The organism is Pseudonocardia sp. 73-21 (assembly GCF_001899645.1).
Taxonomy (GTDB): domain Bacteria; phylum Actinomycetota; class Actinomycetes; order Mycobacteriales; family Pseudonocardiaceae; genus Pseudonocardia.
The window spans coordinates 59,475-75,629 of sequence record NZ_MKVV01000080.1 but is presented as its reverse complement, the minus strand read 5'-3'; the positions used below and the strand labels follow the sequence as shown (position 1 = coordinate 75,629).

The following is a 16,155-nucleotide window of genomic DNA, read 5'->3' as shown; positions in this document are numbered from 1 at the left end:
GGTTCGGGAACGTGAGGCAGCGCGAGTCCGGCCGCTGGCAGGCTCGCTATCCGGGGCCGGACGGTCGGCTCCGCCCAGCGCCGATGACGTTCTCGACCAAGCGCGACGCCGAGCAGTGGCTCACCCTGGCCGAGGCGCGGATGATCCGCGGGGACTGGATCGACCCCCAGCGCTCGGCGGTGCCACTCGGCGCGTACGCCGAGAAGTGGATCCGGGAGCGCCCGTCGCTCCGGCCGAGGACGGTCGAGCTGTACGGGTGGCTGTTCCGCAAGCACCTGGAGCCCAAGCTCGGCGCGATCAAGGTCGGTGACCTCACGACGGCGCTGATCAGGGAATGGCGGTCCGATCTGCTCGCGGCGGGGGTCTCGCAGTCGGTGGCGGCCAAGTCCTATCGGCTGCTCCGGGCGATCCTCAACACGGCGGTGCAGGAGGACGGCCTCATCGCGCGCAACCCGTGCCGCGTTCGCGGGGCTGACCGTGAACACGCTGCCGAACGTCCGGTGCTCACCGTGGCGCAGGTCTTCCAGCTCGCCGACGCGATGCGCTACCAGCGGTTGCGCGTGATGATCCTGGTCGCGGCCTTCGCCACGCTGCGGTGGGGGGAGGTGACGGCACTCCGGCGCTGCGACGTGGCACCGGACGGCAGCTGGATCCGGGTCAACTTCGCCCACACGGAGGTGGTCGGCCGGGGGATCGTCGTCGGCCCGCCCAAGTCACGCGCCGGGGTGCGCACGATCGCGGTGCCCACGGCGATCCGCGGAGAGATCGTCAAGCACCTGATGGCCTACGTCGACTCGCGGCCGGATGCGCTCCTGTTCACCGGGCCCCAGCACGGGCGGGCCCTGCGCCGGGCGCACTTCAACAACCTGACGAAGTGGGTCGAGACGGTGCGGAAGCTCGGCGTTCCGGGGCTGCACTTCCACGACCTCCGGCACACCGGCAACCACTTCGCCGCCCAGACCGGGGCCAGCACCAAGGACCTGATGGCCCGGATGGGACACGACGACATGCGCGCCGCGCTCATCTACCAGCGCGCCACGAGCGAGGCGGACCAGCGCATCGCCGACCGGATGAGCGCGCTCGTCGACGGGAAAGAGGTGCGGCGGGACCGGCCCGATGATGATGACGACGGGGTGGCCGGCGTCCTCGTCCCGGCCCGCTGATTGGCCCGGCAATGGCCCGCAGGCATGAGGTGGCGGACAGCACGAAGGCCCAGCGCCGAGGGAAACATCCTCTGGCCTGGGCCTTCGTCGTGGAGCGGATGACGGGAATCGAACCCGCATATTCAGCTTGGGAAGCTGATGTTCTACCACTGAACTACATCCGCACGGCCGCTTGCGACGACCGGGAACGAGTTTAGCAGCCTGCCCTGCACGGGCGGTGGGTGCCGCTGTGCCGGCGCTCGACCGCGCCGCTGCGCAACCTGCACGACGACACAGGGCAGATCACCCTTCGTGTTTGATGTGATCGGTTGTGTACACCCATCAGGGTGGTTACTTGTCGATCGGTACCTGTATGTGGGAATCGGCCTCGACGGTCGTCCTTCCGGCGGTTCACACTGTCGAGGCCCCCACAAGGCCAGCTCCCCCGGCCGCTAAGGACCCGAGCATGACGGAGTTCGACCCAGACGAGGGGTCGCTCCCGGACCAGGACCACGACCACGACGTGCTCCTGATCGCCGGCAGTCGACCCGAAGTCGCACGACTCGCCCCCGTGGCCACCGCGTTCGCCAGCGCGGATCGCATCCGTGCGCTCACCGTCGCCACCGGGCCCGATCCGATGGCCGTCCACGAGGCCTTCGAGGCCCTGGGCGTGCCCGCCGACGTCACGCGCATGCCCGGCCCGATCACGGGTGGGCATCCGGCGGCGATCGGCTCCATGCTGATGACCAACCTCGACGGGCTGCTGGTCGACCTGGACCCGTCCGCGATCATGGTCTACGGCGGCGGCATGACGGCCGCGATCGCGGCGCAGGTGGCGTTCTGGCGGCAGATCCCGGTGGTGCACCTGCAGGCGGGTGTCGCGAGCGACGACCTGCTGTGCCCGTTCCCGCAGGAGGCCAACCGGCGCATCATCGGCCAGCTGGCCTCGCTGTTCCTCACCACCGGTGGTGCCGCGCTGGGCAGCCCGATCGGACCCAACGCCATCCCGGTCGGCGACACGATGGCCGCCAACCCGCAGCCCGCCGACCTGCGCTTCGCCCGGCTGCTGCGCCGCGTCCGCACCGACGGGCCACGGCTGGTGCTGGTGGGGCTCGACCGGCCCGACTCGCTCGGCGTGCTGGCCGGGCTGCCCGACCTGCTGGAGCGCGAGCCCGACATCGAGGTCGTCCTCTACGGCGAGCTCGCCGGCCACGGGGCGGCCGCGCCGATCGCCGACCACCCCCGTGCCACGGTGGTGCGCAACCTGCCGCTCGCCGAGCTGGTCGGCCTCATCGCTGCCAGCGCGGTGCTCGTGTCCGACGATCCGGAGCTGGTCACCGACGCGCCCGGCCTCGGCACCCCGGCGGTGCTCGTCGACGGGCCGCACATCCCCGAGCCCGGTGACTCCATCCGCAGCATCCTCAGCCCGGCCGTGATGACCACGATCCGCCAGGTCCTCGCGGCCCGCGTCTCGCCGCCCGCCGAGCCGTCGGACGGGCTGGAGGCGGCGCGCGTCGAGCAGGCGGTGGCGTGGATGTTCGGGCTGTCCAACTCCCCGACGCTGGGCGGTCCGCTGCCCGGGCAGGCCGAGGAGGCGTCCGAGACCGAGCACGAGGAACGACGCCAGTAGGGTCACAGGCGTGCTGCTGTCGGACGGTGACCTGCGCAAGGAACTCGAGACCGAACGTCTGGTCATCGAGCCGTGGGACCCTGCCATGCTCCAGCCCTCGAGCGTCGACGTGCGCCTGGACCGGTTCTTCCGGGTCTTCCAGAACTCGCGCTACACCCACATCGACCCCGCGGAGCAGCAGGACGAGCTGACGACCACGGTCGAGCCCGAGGACGACGACCCGTTCGTGCTGCACCCCGGCGAGTTCGTGCTGGGCTCGACGTTCGAGAAGCTGTCGCTGCCCGACGACCTGGCCGGGCGCCTCGAGGGGAAGTCGAGCCTGGGCCGGCTCGGTCTGCTCACCCACTCCACAGCGGGCTTCATCGACCCCGGCTTCACCGGCCACATCACGCTGGAGCTCTCCAACGTCGCCAACCTGCCGATCACCCTGTGGCCCGGGATGAAGATCGGGCAGCTGTGCCTGTTCCGGCTCTCCAGCCCGTCGGAGCGCCCGTACGGCAGCGAGGGCGTCGGCTCCCGCTACCAGGGGCAGCGAGGGCCGACGCCCTCGCGGGCCCACCTGAACTTCCACCGGGTCGACACCCGGCGCTGACGCTCCTACCGCCGCGGCTCCCACCGGAACCTCCGGACGGCGAGCCGGCCGAACACCACCGACCAGAGCACCAGCCCGACGACCGCGGGCACCACCAGCGGGATGCCGGCGAACCCGGGCGACCAGGTCTGCCCGGTCATCGACAGCTGCACCAGCTGTCCGACGGCCGCGCCGGGAACGAGCGCCAGTGCCTGGAACGGCGCGATGCTCAACGGGATCACCGACGTGGCGACGGCCCCACCCAGCAGCACGAACGTCAGCGGGAGCGTCGTGATCTGCGAGCGCTCCGGGGACGGCGTGAGCACCGCCGTGGCGATCGCCGCGGTGACGACGAGCACGATCCCGCCCACGACAGCCAGCACCAGCGGCACCGCGTCGACCGGGGCGGCGGTGCGGGTGATCGCACCGAACCCGGCGAAGATCACGAGCTGGGCGATCCCGAGCAGGACGCTCGGGGTCACCGTCGCGACGAGGAGCCCCCGATCGGACAGGCTGCTCGTGCGCATCCGCTTGAGCACCCCGTTGTGCCGGCGCGCGACCAGCACCTGCGTGGCCGTCACGTAGATCCCCATGCCCAGGACCACGCCGAGCTGCAACGCCAGGATGATCGCACCGCCGGACGGTGCGTCGTCGCCGCCGAACGAGAACGCCCAGAAGATGCCCAGGCCCAACGGCAGGAGCATGGACGAGACGGCCACCGTGCGGTTGCGCAGGACGAGCTTCGCCTCGGTGGAGGCGAGCGCGAGCACGCGACCGGTCGACGATGCGCTGGTCAGGGTGGTCATCGCTGCTCCTCCGTACGGATCGCGTGGTAGATGTCGGCGAGCGAGGCCGGGGCGGCCCTCAGGTCGGACAGCTGCACCCCTCGAGCAGCGGCCCAACCGAGGAACGCCGTCAGGTCGCCCTGCAGGTCGGTGGTGCGGACCCGGACGGCGTCCCCCTCGCGCTCGACGGTGCCCCCCAGCCACGGCAGGTCGGCGACCCCGGCGGGGAGCGTCGCGGAGAACCCCGACGGCTGCGCCGCGACGATCTCCGACAGCGTCCCCCGCACGGCCACCCGTCCGGCGTGCATGATCGCGACGCGGTCGGCGAGCGCCTCGGCCTCCTCCAGGTAGTGGGTGGTCAGCACGACCGTGCGGCCGGCCTCCTGCAGCTCGCGGATGGCATCCCAGGTGCGGCGGCGCGACTCCGGGTCCAGCCCCGTCGTCGGCTCGTCGAGGACGACGAGCTCGGGCGACCCCCACACCGCCATAGCGAGGTCGAGGCGCCGCTTCTCCCCGCCCGACAGCTTCCCGACGGGCGTGCCGCGCTTCCCGCCCAGCTCGAAGCGCTCCAGCAGCCGCTCGGGACGGTCCGGCCGCTCCACGAGCTTCTGCCACAGCTGCAGCGTCTCCAGCACCGTCAGCTCGTCGACGAAGCCGCCCTCCTGCAGCTGCACCCCCATGCGCGGCTGCAGGGCCGACCGTTCGGTCGCGGGGTCGAGCCCCAGCACCGAGACGGTTCCGCCGGTGCGGGTGCCGAACCCCTCCAGCACCTCCAGCGTCGTGGTCTTGCCCGCGCCGTTCGTGCCGAGCAGGGCGAAGACCTCCCCGCGCCGGACGTCGAGGTCGATGCCGGCGACGGCGGTGAACCCGCCGTAGCGGACCTGGAGCCCACGCACCTCGATCGCGAGCGACGTGTCCGTCCCGGGTGCGCCCGGCGGCCGGTCGGTGGTCGTCTGTGTCATGGGTCCACCGTGTTCGACGGGCCCGCGTGCGCAGTAGTCGCGGCGGTCACCGGTCCGCATGACAGCTGTCATCGGTGTCGGCCCGGCGGCACCGCGGTCGGATACCGTGCCGGTGTGGACGCATCGCCGCTGGTCGGGGCCGAGGAGCGCAAGGTCCGGGCCGCGCGCCGGTTCGGCCGCATCGGGCTGGCGATCACGATCTTCTGGCTGCTGGTGGTGCCCGCCTACGCGGTGCTGACCGGGGCCGACCTGGTGGCCCGGTGGCCGCTGACGGTGCTCTACCTGGTGGGGGTGGGCCTGCACCTGTGGCGGATCCGCTCCCACATGACGTCGCTCGGCAGGCGGGCCCCGCTCTGGTTCATGATCGTCGCACCGCTGGTCGGGCTGGCCATCACGCTGCTCGGGCTCTCGACCGGCTTGGCCGGCTTCATGTGGGCGCTGGTGGGCGGCGTGCTCGTCGGGGACGTCGTGGCGGGGCTGCGGGCGAAGTGGATCACCGTGTGGGTGCTGGCCGCCACCGCCGTCGTCCTGGGGCTCGGCTACGTGGTGAGCGCCGGCGTCGGCTACCCGCAACCGGGTCTGGTCTGGTTCGCGGCCGGGACGAGCGCCTGGTTCGTGGGCTCGATGTGGACCCTCGACGTCGAGCGGTTGTGGTGGCTCAAGGCCGTCGTCGACATGGACGACTCGCGCCGCGCCGCCGCCGAGCTCGCCACCGCCCGCGAACGGCTGCGCCTGGCCGACGACCTGCATGACATCCTCGGCCACGCGCTCGAGGTGGTGGCGTTCAAGAGCGAGCTGGCCACCCGCCTGCAGGCGGTCGACCCCGAACGCGCCCGCGCCGAGATGGACGAGGTGCAGCGCGTGGCCCGTGAGTCGCTCATCGAGGTCCGGGCGCTGGTCCGCGACACCCGCGCCACCGACCTCGTCACCGAGCTGGCCGGGGCGCGCGCGGTCCTCGGCTCCGCCGGCGTGGTGCTGCGCGTCGAGGGCGATCCCGCGACGGTCGGACGTACCGCCCGCAACGTCCTGGGGCGCGTCCTGCGCGAGGCCATGACCAACGTGCTGCGGCACGCCGAGCCCAGCCACTGCAGCATCGGGATCGAGGTGCGCGACGGGGCCGCGCGGCTGCGTGTGGTGAACGACGGCGCGCTCCCGGCCGACGGGTCCGACCCCGGCACCGGGCTGGCGGCACTGAGCCGTTACCTCGACGACCACTCCGGGCACCTCGACGCGGGTCCGGCCGCCGACGGCACCTTCCGGCTGGACGCGACGCTGCCGGTGGGTGCGCGGTGATCCGACTGGTGCTCGCGGACGACGAGTCCCTGACCCGGGGCGCCGTCGGTGCGCTGCTGGGGCTGGAGAGCGACCTCGTCGTGGTCGGCGAGGCCGCCACCGGCGACGAGGCCGTCGCCCGGGTGCAGGAGCACCACCCCGACGTCGCGGTGCTGGACGTCGAGATGCCCGGCCGCGACGGCGCGGAGGTGGCCCAGTGGATCGCGGCGCACGTGCCCTCCACCCGCTGCATCATCCTGACCCGCCACGCCCGGCCGGGGGTGCTGCGCCGGGCGCTCGCGGCGGGGGCCGCCGGCTTCGTGACGAAGAGCGCACCGGCGTCGGTGCTCGCGGACGTGATCCGGCGGGTACACCGCGGCGGCCGCTACGTCGACCCCGACCTCGCCGTGACGGCGCTGATGGCCGAGGACTGCCCGCTCACCGACCGCGAGCTGGAGGTGCTGCGGCACGTCGACACCTCGGGCACGGCCGCCGACATCGCCGGCCGGGTGCACCTCTCGGCGGGCACGGTCCGCAACTACCTGTCGTCGGCGATGCAGAAGCTGGGGGTCGGCACCCGCATGGACGCGGTGCAGCAGGCCCGCGACCACGGTTGGCTCTGAGCCGATTTCACCGCGGAACGGGGTGTCGACGAGTAGCCTCGGTCGGCGATGCAACCGCCTCGTGACTCCACGCCACCGTGGCTGCCCGCCACCCGTCCGCCCGTTCCGCCGCCCGCTCCACACGAGCCGGGCGCCGTCGTGCCCGTGCCGGTGCCCGCGGCCGGTCGCGGCGCCGGCGCCGACCCGTCGCCACCTCGGCCGACGCCGTTCGGCTGGCGACGGCTGACCCGTTCCCGGAGGGGAGCGGCCGGCCTGGTCATCGCCGTGGCGGCGCTGCTGCTCTGGCCGTTCTCCGGCTGGTCCTGGATCCCCTGGGCCGCCGGGATCGGGCTGCTGATCCTGCTCCGGCTGCTGCGCCTCGACGGCCTGCTGCGCGGCTGGGTGCTGCACCTCGGCGGCGTCGTCGTGGTGGTGGGGCTGATGTACAGCACGGGGCCGTGGGCCTGGGCCCTGGCGGGGAGCATCGGGATCCTGCTGGCCGGGCTCGCCCAGCTGCCGTGGTGGAAGCTCGCGGCGGTCGGGGCGGTGCTGTGCGTGCTCTCGGGTGTCGGGTTCGGGATCTCGAGCTACCGCACGGCGGAGGAGCAACGGGAGATCGAGTCTCACATGGGCGACCCGATGCGCACCGCCCTCGGTGAGGGGCAGCCCGGCCGGGTGCTGCCCGCTCTGCTGCAGGCCGTCACCCGCGACGACGTGGACCCGATGTGCCGGCTGCTCACCCAGTCCGCCGAGGACGCGGTGCTGGCGGCCACGAAGGCGCCGGACTGCACGTCGGCCGTCGGGGTCATGAACCAGCGCGTACCGGGAGTCGTCGTGAACGAGCGGACCCTGCCGCAGCCGACGGCCGTCGCGGGCGGGTGGCGGGTCGACGGCTGCGCCACGCCATGGGCCACGGCGGCGGGACGCGACCTCGGCGTGGTCCTCATCGCCCAGAGCGACCCGTCGGTCAAACGGTTCGTCGTCTCGGGGTTCGCACCCTGCCCGTGACATGCGACAGGGGCCGCACCGGAACTCCGGTGCGGCCCCTGCTGCGGTGATCGGCTAGCTGGTGGCGTCCTCCTGCTCGGACTCCGTCGATGCGGGGGCCGAGCCGTTGCCGCCTGCGCCGTTGCTGTGCGGGTCGCCGCGCTTGACGGCGGCCAGCAGCATCTGCGACACGTCCTGGACCTCGACGTTCTCGCCGGCGCCCTCGCCCTGGGCCTGGGTGAGGCCGTCGGAGATCATGGTCTTGCAGAACGGGCAGCCGACGGCGATCGTGCCTGCCGCGGCCCCGTCACCACCGGCGGCGCCGGCGATGGTGGCGATCGCCTCCTCGGTGCGGTTGGCGTTCACCCGCTGCCCGATGCGCTCCTCCATCCACATCTGCGCGCCACCGGCGCCACAGCACATGGAACGGTCGGCGTGCCGCGGCATCTCGGTCAGCGTGGCAACCGCGCCGACCAGCTCGCGCGGCTCCTCGTAGACCTCGTTGTGGCGGCCGAGGTAGCACGGGTCGTGGTAGGTGACCGGCGCTTTCTTGTCCTCGTCCGGAGCGGCGACGGGCACGAGCTTGCCCTCGCGCACCAGCTTGTTGAGCAGCTGCGTGTGGTGGACCACCTCGTAGTGCCCGTCGAGCTGCGGGTACTCACGGCCCAGGGTGTTGAGGCAGTGCGGGCACGTTGTGATGATCTTGCGGGTGCCTGGCTCACGGCCCTCGAACACCGAGTTCAGCATCTCGACGTTCTGCTGCGCGAGCATCTGGAAGAGGAACTCGTTGCCCGAGCGGCGCGCCGGATCGCCCGTGCAGGTCTCCTCCGGGCCGAGCACCGTGTAGTTGACGCCGGCGCGGTGCAGCAGCTCCGCGGTGGCCTGCACGGTCTTCTTCGCACCGTCGTCGAACGCGCCGGCGCAGCCGATCCAGAACAGGTACTCGGTCTCGGGGGCCAGCTCGCCGTCGAACACGTTGACGGTGAAGCCGAGCTTCTTCGTCCAGTCCAGGCGCTCCTTGGCGTTCTGGCCCCAGGGGTTGCCCTTGTTCTCGAGGTTCTTGAACAGCGTGCCGAGCTCGGACGGGAACTCCGACTCGATGAGCACCTGATGGCGGCGCATGTCGACGATGTGGTCGACGTGCTCGATGTCCACCGGGCACTGCTCGACGCACGCGCCGCACGTGGTGCAGGACCACAGGACGTCGGGGTCGATGACGCCGCCCTGCTCCAGAGTGCCGACGAGCGGCCGCCCTGCCTGCTCGGGGCCGGAGCCGCGGACGCGCTCGAAACCGGACTCCGGGACGCCGTGGCCGGGGTGCGCCGTGAGACCCGCGGAGAAGTCGATGGCGCCCTCTTCGGGCATGTCCTTGCCGCCGATGATGTACGGCGCCTTCGCGAACAGGTGGTCGCGCAGGTCCATGATCACGAGCTTCGGCGAGAGCGGCTTGCCGGTGTTCCAGGCCGGGCACTGGCTCTGGCAGCGACCGCACTCGGTGCAGGTCGCGAAGTCGAGCATGCCCTTCCACGTGAAGTCCTCGACCTTGCCGCGGCCGAAGATGTCGTCCTCGCCCGGGTCCTCGAAGTCGATGAGCTTGCCGTGGCTCTCCATCGGCAGCAGCGGGCCCAGCGCCTTCGGCAGCCGCTTGGCGGCCACGTTGACCGGGGCCAGCGCGATGTGCAGGTGCTTGCTGTAGGCCACGATCACCAGGAACGCGCAGATGACCACGATGTTGAGCAGGATGAACGTGGTCTCGATGATCTCGTTGGCGTGCACGCCCAGCGGGCTGAGCGCCAGGGAGATCAGGTGCGACGCGAACGGCCAGCGCGACTGCCCGTACGGGAAGACGCCGGTGTTGACCTGCGCGCCGCGGTAGACCAGCAGCGTGACCAGCACCGCGGAGATCATCCCGAGCACGACCCAGGCCGCACGGGTGTGCGAGCCGTAGAACCGCGATCCCCGCTGCTTGCGCTCGGGCGCCTGCTGGACGCGCATCACCGCGAACACGGCGAGCGACAGCAGGATCGCGACCGCGAAGAAGTCCTCGAGGAAGCCGAGCAGCCGGCCGTGGCCGATCCACGGGAACGCGTAGTCGGCGACGAACAGCGCGCCCCACGTCTCGACGATGGTGAAGCCGAGGATGAGGAAGCCCCAGAAGGTCAGCGCGTGCGCGACGCCCGGTACGGACCACTTGAGCAGCTTGCGCTGCCCGATGACCTCCGCCAGCTGTGTCCGCAGGCGCGCGGGGATGTTCTCGTCACGGTCGCCGTTGTTGGTCGCCTGGCCCGAGCGGATGAGGGTGTAGAGCCACCAGCCGCGCCGCCCGGCGATGGCCAGGGCGATCACGGTGACCCCCAGGCCGATGATCAATCTCAGAACCACGGATGTCCTCCCAGGACTGGCCCGTGTGTGGTGGGACGCGGGCCGTTCCGCAGCAGACTAGCTGCCGCTCCTGTTCACTACCGGGGGCGTTCCGGCAGATCAGACCACAACTTACCCGCGGGTAACCGGGTTCGCGCTGTGGCGTGCCTGGAGGACGTACTACTCAATCGGTCCAGAGTATGGAAGATGTCACACGAGGGGCGTCGGTGAGTGATCAGTTGCTCTCCGTGCTGCGCCGTACGGCCGGCCGGGCGACCCTCTATGCTCGCACCGGTCAGTAATGGTCTACTCGAAGCCGAACGGCAGAGCAGACCAGATCGGGTGATCGGCCAGCCCGAGGGAGTCGGGACGCGGCAGCCTCGAGGCGGGCGACGCCTACGAGGAGGAGCCGTCATGTCCGCACCCGAGTTCCTCGTGGTCTACGCGCAGGGCCTGAGCACCAACGGTCTGCAAGGCTGGATCACCAACAACGTGGTGCCGCTCGTTCTGCTCGGCATCGCCGTCATCCTGCTGTGGATCGGTGGCCGGGGGGACAACGCCGGGGTGGCCCGGCGCAGCGTCGGTCTCATCATCGGGCTCGTCGCACTCGGTATCGCGGTGTCCGGCAACGGTCCGAAGATCGGCTCCTTCCTCGCCGGTCTCCTGACCGGGTGATCGGAGTGCTCGTCCGTACCGACGACGAGGTCTACCGCGTCGACTCCGTCTGGCTCGGCCCACCACGGGCCACGTTTCCCTGGCGCGCCAGGTACGTCAGCTACGGCGTCGGACTGCTGGTCATGATCATCGTGATGTTCGTGCAGCGGCGCATCGGCATCGGCCTGGACTTCTTCTCGGTGGCCTGGGCCCTCGTCCTGACCGTCGTCGTCACGCGGTTCCTCGGCCAGCGCATCGACTACGAGCGCCCCCTGGGGCAGGTGCTGGCCCACTTCCGGCTGGAGCTCACCGGTCCCCGTGCGCGCACGGCGGTGGGCGGTGGGGCCGTCCGGTCGGGGCACGTCCGGGTCGGTGTGCCGGCGCGGCCGAAGCCGGCCAGGCAGGCGAAGGCGGCCGCGGACGCCTGGGGGAAGCCCGCTGCGCGGGGTGCGAAGGGGCGCCGGCGTGCCACGACGTGACACCGCCGACGCTCCTGGTGGGGAGCCGCGCGGCGGTCGTCGCGGGCGCTCGCTCGCCGGGGAGTCCGGCCTGCCCAGGTACGTCCCCGACATCGCCCTGCGCTCCATCGAGGGCCACATCACCCGCACGGGCACCCAGGTCATGGCCTGGTACCGGATGGCCGCGCAGGCGTGGAGCTTCCGCAGCGACTCCCAGCGCGAGGTGCTGATCCGGCAGATCGCCGCGCAGCTCGGCGAGCTGCAGGGCCGCTGGATCCACCTGCGGGTCACCACCCGGCCCTACCCCGTGCACATGTGGGCGGAGTCGTTCGACAACAACGCGCTGGGCCGCATGCCCGACGTCGCCGGCGCGCTAGGCTGGGACGGTTTCCTGGAGGGTGAGCAACGCCACCTGATGGGCCTGTCGATGTCGGACAAGGAGGTCTTCCTCGGCATCGAGGTCTCCGGCCGCAGCATGGTCGACCGCTGGGTGGACGCCGCGGCGCCCGTCCTCGGCAGGTTCGCCCCCGCGGCCGTCCGCGCCGAGCTGGCCGCGCTGTCGTCGGAGGTGGCGCACCTCGACGAGCTGGTGGCGGGCAGCGGACTCGACGCCGTGCCGGCCGCCGTCGACGACATCGCGTGGCTCATGCACCGCTCCTGCGCGCTGGGGCTGCCCGCGCCGCGCACGCTGTCGATGGTGCCGGGCTCGGTCACCCGCTGGGAGACCGAGGACCTCGCCGCGTTCACCGACGGCGTGGAGATGTACCAGGAGCCCTACGCGCCCACCGTCAAGGTGGTCGGGCGGATCCGGTCGCAGACCGTGTCGCGCAACGTCGCCGTGCTGTCGGTGGGGCTGATGGAGGGCCTGCGCATCCCCGAGGTCGACGACCCCTGGATGCAGCACTCCGACCGGCTCCCGTTCCCGGTCGAGTGGTCCGCGCGCATGTACATCCGCCGGCCCGAGGAGGTGGCGGGCGAGCTGCAGCGCCAGATGGGCAAGGTGCGCAGCCAGATCCGGCACTACACGCACGACCACGACCTCGACCCCCCGATGTCGCTGGCGCGGCAGGCCGACCGCGTTCTGGAGGTCGAGGACGAGCTGACCTCCGGGCTCACCCAGCTCAACACCCGCCTCTACGGCTGGTGGCGCATCGCCGTCTCGGGCAAGGACGAGGCCGAGGCCATCAGCCGGGCCCAGCAGCTGCTCGACGTCTACCGGCCGAAGGTGCGGATCGAGCACCCGGAGGCGCAGTACCGCTACGCACGCGAGTTCATCCCGGGCGAGCCGCTGGCCACCACCGCCTACCGCCGTCGCGGCTCGGTCACCTGGGCCGCCGCGGCCGTCCCCGCCGCCACCGCGAGCGTGGGCGACCGACGCGGCATCATGATCGGCGAGACCTGCACGGCCACCCGTCGCCCCGTCGCCTGGGACCCCTGGCTGGCCCAGGAGGTGCGGCGCGCGTCGGGCCTGACGGCCGTCGTCGGTGGGCTGGGATCGGGCAAGTCGTTCCTCACCGGTCTCATCGTCTACAAGACGCTGCGGTCGGGTGCCCGCTGGACCGTGCTCGACCCGTCCGGCCCGCTCGCCGAGCTGACGCGCCTGCCCGAGCTGGCGCCGTTCTCGCGGCACATCAACCTGCTGCGCGCCGACCCCGGCATCCTCAACCCCTACCGGGTGGTGGCCGAGCCGCGTCCCGAGCACTTCCTCGACGAGGAGGAGCCCGAACGGGCCTGGAGGCGTGAGCGCTCGCTGGCTGCGGCCACCCGCCGCCGGCTCGTGCTCGACGTCCTGACCGGCCTGCTGCCCTACGACATCGCCAAGATCCCGCACACGCGCATCGTGCTGCTGCGCGCCGTGCGCGAGGTGGGCGGTGCCGCCGACCGCCACCCCGGCATGGTCATCGACGTGCTGCGCCGCCACGCCCGCGACGGTGAGGAGCACGCCGGCGTCGTCGCGGACTTCCTGGAGGAGCGTCGCGAGCTGCCCCAGGCCGCGCTGCTGTTCCCCGACACCACCCGCGACGACCCGTGGGAGGCCGACCGCGACTACCGGTTGACCGTGCTGACGATGCAGGGCATGACCCTGCCGCGGCCGGGCAGCCCGCGCGACGAGTGGACCGACGGCGAGTCGCTGGCCGTCGAGCTGCTGAACCTGGCGTCGTGGCTGACGCAGCGCACGATCTACGACGCCGACCGCAACCAGCGCAAGGGCGTGGCGCTCGACGAGACCCACTTCCTCTCGCAGGTGCCCACCGGCAAGGTCCTCATCGACCGCCTCGCCCGTGACTCCCGCAAGTTCAACGTCCGCGCGCTGTTCGCCTCGCAGCTCGCGGGCGACCTGCTGCGGGTGTCCGGGTTCGCGTCGCTGGTCAACGCGGTGTTCGTCGGCCGCACCGACGACGACGAGGCCCAGTCCGACGCGCTGCGCCTGCTCAAGGTGCCCACCGGTGTCGGGTACGAGCAGATGCTCGGCACGCTCTCCCCCCGCCCGCGCCACGACGACCGCCCTGACGACACGCCGCGCCAGTTCGTGTTCGCCGACGGTCACGGCGGGGTCGAGAAGATCCGCATCGACCTCGAGGGCCCGCACCTGGAGCACGTCCGCGCGGCGCTGGACACCAACCCCGACGCCAGCCGCATCTCGGTCCGCGGGGTGCCCGCGGCTCCGGCGTCGGCGGCCGTCCGCGCACCGGACGAGCCGGCCCCGCGCAGCGCCGTGCCGATGGCGAAGGCGCCCCGCGTGGAGCGGTTCGTCGAGCTGGCCGAGGACCTCGACGAGGACGGGTTCGACGATCTCGACGACCCCGACGGCCTGCTGCGCGCACCGGTGGCGCACAACGGCAACGGCCATGGAGACGGCAACGGCAACGGGCACCTGCCGGCGGGCGCCGAGCTGCTCGACGACGAGGAGCTCGACCTCCTCGGCGACCTCGACGGCGACCTCGACGGCGACCTCGACGGCGACCTCGACCTCGACGGTGACGACCGGGCACGCGCATCCGGAGGGTCTGGTCGGTGACGGTCGAGGGCGTGCCGGCGGGGGCCGGTTGGCTGCCGGCGGTCCTGGTGCTGACGGCGGCCGTGCTGGTGGCGCTCCGGCGACGCCGGCGCCGTGACCAGGCACGTCCCCGCCGCCGTACCGCGGTGCTCGTCGTCCTCGCCCTGGTCGGCGGCTCCGTCATGCTCGGCCAGCCCGCGATGGCGCAGCCCTTCGACTGCAAGGAGGCCCCGTCGCCGGACCGCCCCGGCACCGGGCTGGTCGGCTCTCTGGATCCGCCGCGCGCCTCGGGCGGTGAGGAGGGCAGCGTCTACCGGGAGGTCGGTTACGCCGGTCTGGTGTGGTTCAACTACGACCTCGGCTGCGCGGGTGCCGCGTTCAACCCCGCCAGCACCACCGACACCTGGCTGGGCAACCAGACGCTGAACGTCGCCAAGTTCGCCGTCGGCGGCGTCAACTGGTCGCACTACCTGATCGCCGACGGCGGCGACATCCTCGCACCCCTGGACAAGATCATTTCTGAGGGTACGAAGGCCATGTACACGGCCGTCTTCACCACGTGGATCGGTCCGGCCCTCCTGCTCCTCGCCGTGTTCATGCTGGTGCTGGCGCTGCGCGGGGACCTGGCGAGACAGACGCAGCGGGCCGCGTTCGCCGTGGTCGCGCTCGTGGTCGGGTCCGCGGCCTACCTGGCCCCGGTGGACTGGTCGAAGGCCGCCGATCCGCTGCTGCTCGACGGCGTCACGCAGATGCAGGACGGGTTCCTCGGGCAGATCGGTCTGGGCAACCGCGACACCCTGCCCACCGTGCTCGTCGACCAGGTGATCTACCGGAACTGGCTGCGCGGCGAGTTCGGGGCGCCCGACGTGCCGCAGGCGCAGGAGCTCGGCCGGGACCTGCTGCGCGCGCAGACCTTCACCATCGACGAGGTCGACCAGAAGAAGGACACCTCCGCCCTCGCCGACCAGAAGAAGGCCGACTTCACGGCCATCGCCGGCAAGATGGGCGACCGCTATCCGTACTTCCAGGGCAAGTCCGGCAGCCGCGTGGGGGCCGGGGTGCTGGCGCTGGTCGAGGCCATGTGCATCGCGCTGTTCCAGCTCCTGTCCAAGGTGCTGGTGCTGGTCGCGATGCTCATGCTGCGGCTGCTGGTGATGACCGCGCCCGCCGTGGCGGTCGTCGCGGTGCTGAAGCCCGACATCCTCCCGGCACTGCTGCGCGTGGCCGGGGCGGCGATCGTGAACACGCTGGTGGTGGGCGCGCTGGCCGGTCTGCACGCGCTGCTCGTCGTCTCGCTGTTCCGGCCCGGCTCCGGCATCGACCTGTGGCTCGCCCTGCTCGTCACCGGGGTGGTCACGGTGGTGCTGTGGGCCGTGGCGCGCCCGTTCCGACGGCTCGTGTCGATGGTCTCGCTCACCCGCGAGCAGTTCGGCGGGATCGTGCCCGGCGCGGGCACCGGCCCGATGTCGCGGGTGTGGCAGCGGATGCGTGGTGGGCCCACCGAGGACCGCCAGTCCCGCTGGTGGGACGAGCGGGCCGGCGCGGCCGCGGGCACCGACTACTCGGGTGGCGCCCGCCCGGAGTCCGAGCCCACCACCCGCGTCCAGGCCACCGCGACCCGCATCCCGCGGCAGCGGGCCGAGGTCGAGGTGCCCACCACTCCCGCGGTGTCCCAGGCGCGGCGGCAGGCGCTCCCGGCCGGCCCGAGTGGCGTCGGCGGGGGCGGGGCCCGG

Annotated in this window: 13 protein-coding genes and 1 tRNA gene (1 of these 14 cut by a window edge); 10 read left to right on the top strand and 4 right to left on the bottom strand. The window is 72.2% G+C overall.

Features of this window, described 5'->3' with window-relative positions; translation table 11 throughout:
* The first annotated feature begins 83 nt into the window (after positions 1-83).
* A complete protein-coding gene (locus BGP03_RS25200; RefSeq protein ID WP_298798018.1) occupies positions 84-1,163 on the top strand; it encodes a site-specific integrase in 1,080 nt (359 codons plus the stop codon).
* A gap of 90 nt (positions 1,164-1,253) precedes the next feature.
* On the opposite strand, the gene BGP03_RS25195 is transcribed toward BGP03_RS25200, so the two are convergent.
* A tRNA-Gly gene (locus BGP03_RS25195) sits at positions 1,254-1,327 on the bottom strand.
* A gap of 281 nt (positions 1,328-1,608) precedes the next feature.
* On the opposite strand from BGP03_RS25195, the gene BGP03_RS25190 reads away from it, so the two are divergent.
* Both BGP03_RS25190 and dcd read left to right on the top strand, forming a co-directional pair.
* On the top strand, positions 1,609-2,772 hold the full coding sequence (locus BGP03_RS25190; protein WP_296370506.1) for a UDP-N-acetylglucosamine 2-epimerase: 1,164 nt from the start codon (positions 1,609-1,611) through the stop codon (positions 2,770-2,772).
* A 10-nt stretch (positions 2,773-2,782) separates the two neighbouring features.
* A complete protein-coding gene (dcd, locus tag BGP03_RS25185) occupies positions 2,783-3,364 on the top strand; it encodes a dCTP deaminase (RefSeq protein ID WP_296370505.1) in 582 nt (193 codons plus the stop codon).
* A 5-nt stretch (positions 3,365-3,369) separates the two neighbouring features.
* Here the strand turns inward: dcd and BGP03_RS25180 are convergent, their stop codons facing one another.
* A complete protein-coding gene (locus BGP03_RS25180) occupies positions 3,370-4,149 on the bottom strand; it encodes an ABC transporter permease (RefSeq protein ID WP_296370504.1) in 780 nt (259 codons plus the stop codon).
* A complete protein-coding gene (locus tag BGP03_RS25175; protein ID WP_298798015.1) occupies positions 4,146-5,090 on the bottom strand; it encodes an ABC transporter ATP-binding protein in 945 nt (314 codons plus the stop codon). Before BGP03_RS25175 ends, BGP03_RS25180 begins: the two co-directional genes overlap by 4 nt.
* Positions 5,091-5,204: 114 nt before the next feature.
* Between BGP03_RS25175 and BGP03_RS25170 the strand changes: the two genes are divergently transcribed.
* Genes BGP03_RS25170 through BGP03_RS25160 form a run of 3 tightly spaced genes read left to right on the top strand, consistent with a single transcriptional unit; the run spans position 5,205 to position 7,972 of the window.
* Positions 5,205-6,383 carry a histidine kinase gene (locus tag BGP03_RS25170; protein ID WP_296370502.1) on the top strand — a complete coding sequence of 393 codons (1,179 nt, stop codon included), beginning with the start codon at positions 5,205-5,207 and terminating at the stop codon, positions 6,381-6,383.
* A complete protein-coding gene (locus tag BGP03_RS25165; protein ID WP_298798013.1) occupies positions 6,380-6,985 on the top strand; it encodes a response regulator transcription factor in 606 nt (201 codons plus the stop codon). The genes BGP03_RS25170 and BGP03_RS25165 overlap by 4 nt, the downstream gene beginning before the upstream one ends.
* A 48-nt stretch (positions 6,986-7,033) precedes the next feature.
* On the top strand, positions 7,034-7,972 hold the full coding sequence (locus tag BGP03_RS25160; protein ID WP_296370500.1) for a hypothetical protein: 939 nt from the start codon (positions 7,034-7,036) through the stop codon (positions 7,970-7,972).
* 54 nt (positions 7,973-8,026) lie between these two features.
* Here BGP03_RS25160 and BGP03_RS25155 read toward each other — a convergent pair whose 3' ends face one another.
* Entirely contained in the window at positions 8,027-10,333 is a 2,307-nt protein-coding gene (locus BGP03_RS25155) for a (Fe-S)-binding protein (protein ID WP_296370499.1), read from the bottom strand.
* A 393-nt stretch (positions 10,334-10,726) separates the two neighbouring features.
* On the opposite strand from BGP03_RS25155, the gene BGP03_RS25150 reads away from it, so the two are divergent.
* From BGP03_RS25150 to BGP03_RS25135, 4 genes are all read left to right on the top strand, one after another.
* Positions 10,727-10,987, top strand: a complete 261-nt coding sequence (locus BGP03_RS25150) for a hypothetical protein (RefSeq protein ID WP_296370498.1) — start codon at positions 10,727-10,729, stop codon at positions 10,985-10,987.
* The gene (locus tag BGP03_RS25145) at positions 10,984-11,445 is read left to right on the top strand and encodes a hypothetical protein (protein ID WP_298798010.1); all 462 of its coding nucleotides are present in this window, start codon (positions 10,984-10,986) and stop codon (positions 11,443-11,445) included. The genes BGP03_RS25150 and BGP03_RS25145 overlap by 4 nt, the downstream gene beginning before the upstream one ends.
* A 142-nt stretch (positions 11,446-11,587) precedes the next feature.
* Positions 11,588-14,443, top strand: a complete 2,856-nt coding sequence (locus BGP03_RS25140) for an ATP-binding protein (protein ID WP_298798063.1) — start codon at positions 11,588-11,590, stop codon at positions 14,441-14,443.
* A protein-coding gene (locus BGP03_RS25135; protein ID WP_299737730.1) for a hypothetical protein crosses the window boundary here: on the top strand, positions 14,440-16,155 show its 5' portion. 195 nt of this gene lie beyond the right edge of the window; the window shows 1,716 of its 1,911 coding nt (coding positions 1-1,716); its start codon is at positions 14,440-14,442; its stop codon lies off the right edge, out of view. Before BGP03_RS25140 ends, BGP03_RS25135 begins: the two co-directional genes overlap by 4 nt.

Coding starts and splice junctions, on each gene's coding strand:
- BGP03_RS25200 (WP_298798018.1), top strand. CDS start 84: ATGACGTTCTCGACCAAGCGCGACGCCGAGCAGTGGCTCACCCTGGCC.
- BGP03_RS25190 (WP_296370506.1), top strand. CDS start 1,609: ATGACGGAGTTCGACCCAGACGAGGGGTCGCTCCCGGACCAGGACCAC.
- BGP03_RS25180 (WP_296370504.1), bottom strand. CDS start 4,149: ATGACCACCCTGACCAGCGCATCGTCGACCGGTCGCGTGCTCGCGCTC.
- BGP03_RS25175 (WP_298798015.1), bottom strand. CDS start 5,090: ATGACACAGACGACCACCGACCGGCCGCCGGGCGCACCCGGGACGGAC.
- BGP03_RS25160 (WP_296370500.1), top strand. CDS start 7,034: ATGCAACCGCCTCGTGACTCCACGCCACCGTGGCTGCCCGCCACCCGT.
- BGP03_RS25150 (WP_296370498.1), top strand. CDS start 10,727: ATGTCCGCACCCGAGTTCCTCGTGGTCTACGCGCAGGGCCTGAGCACC.
- BGP03_RS25140 (WP_298798063.1), top strand. CDS start 11,588: ATGGCCTGGTACCGGATGGCCGCGCAGGCGTGGAGCTTCCGCAGCGAC.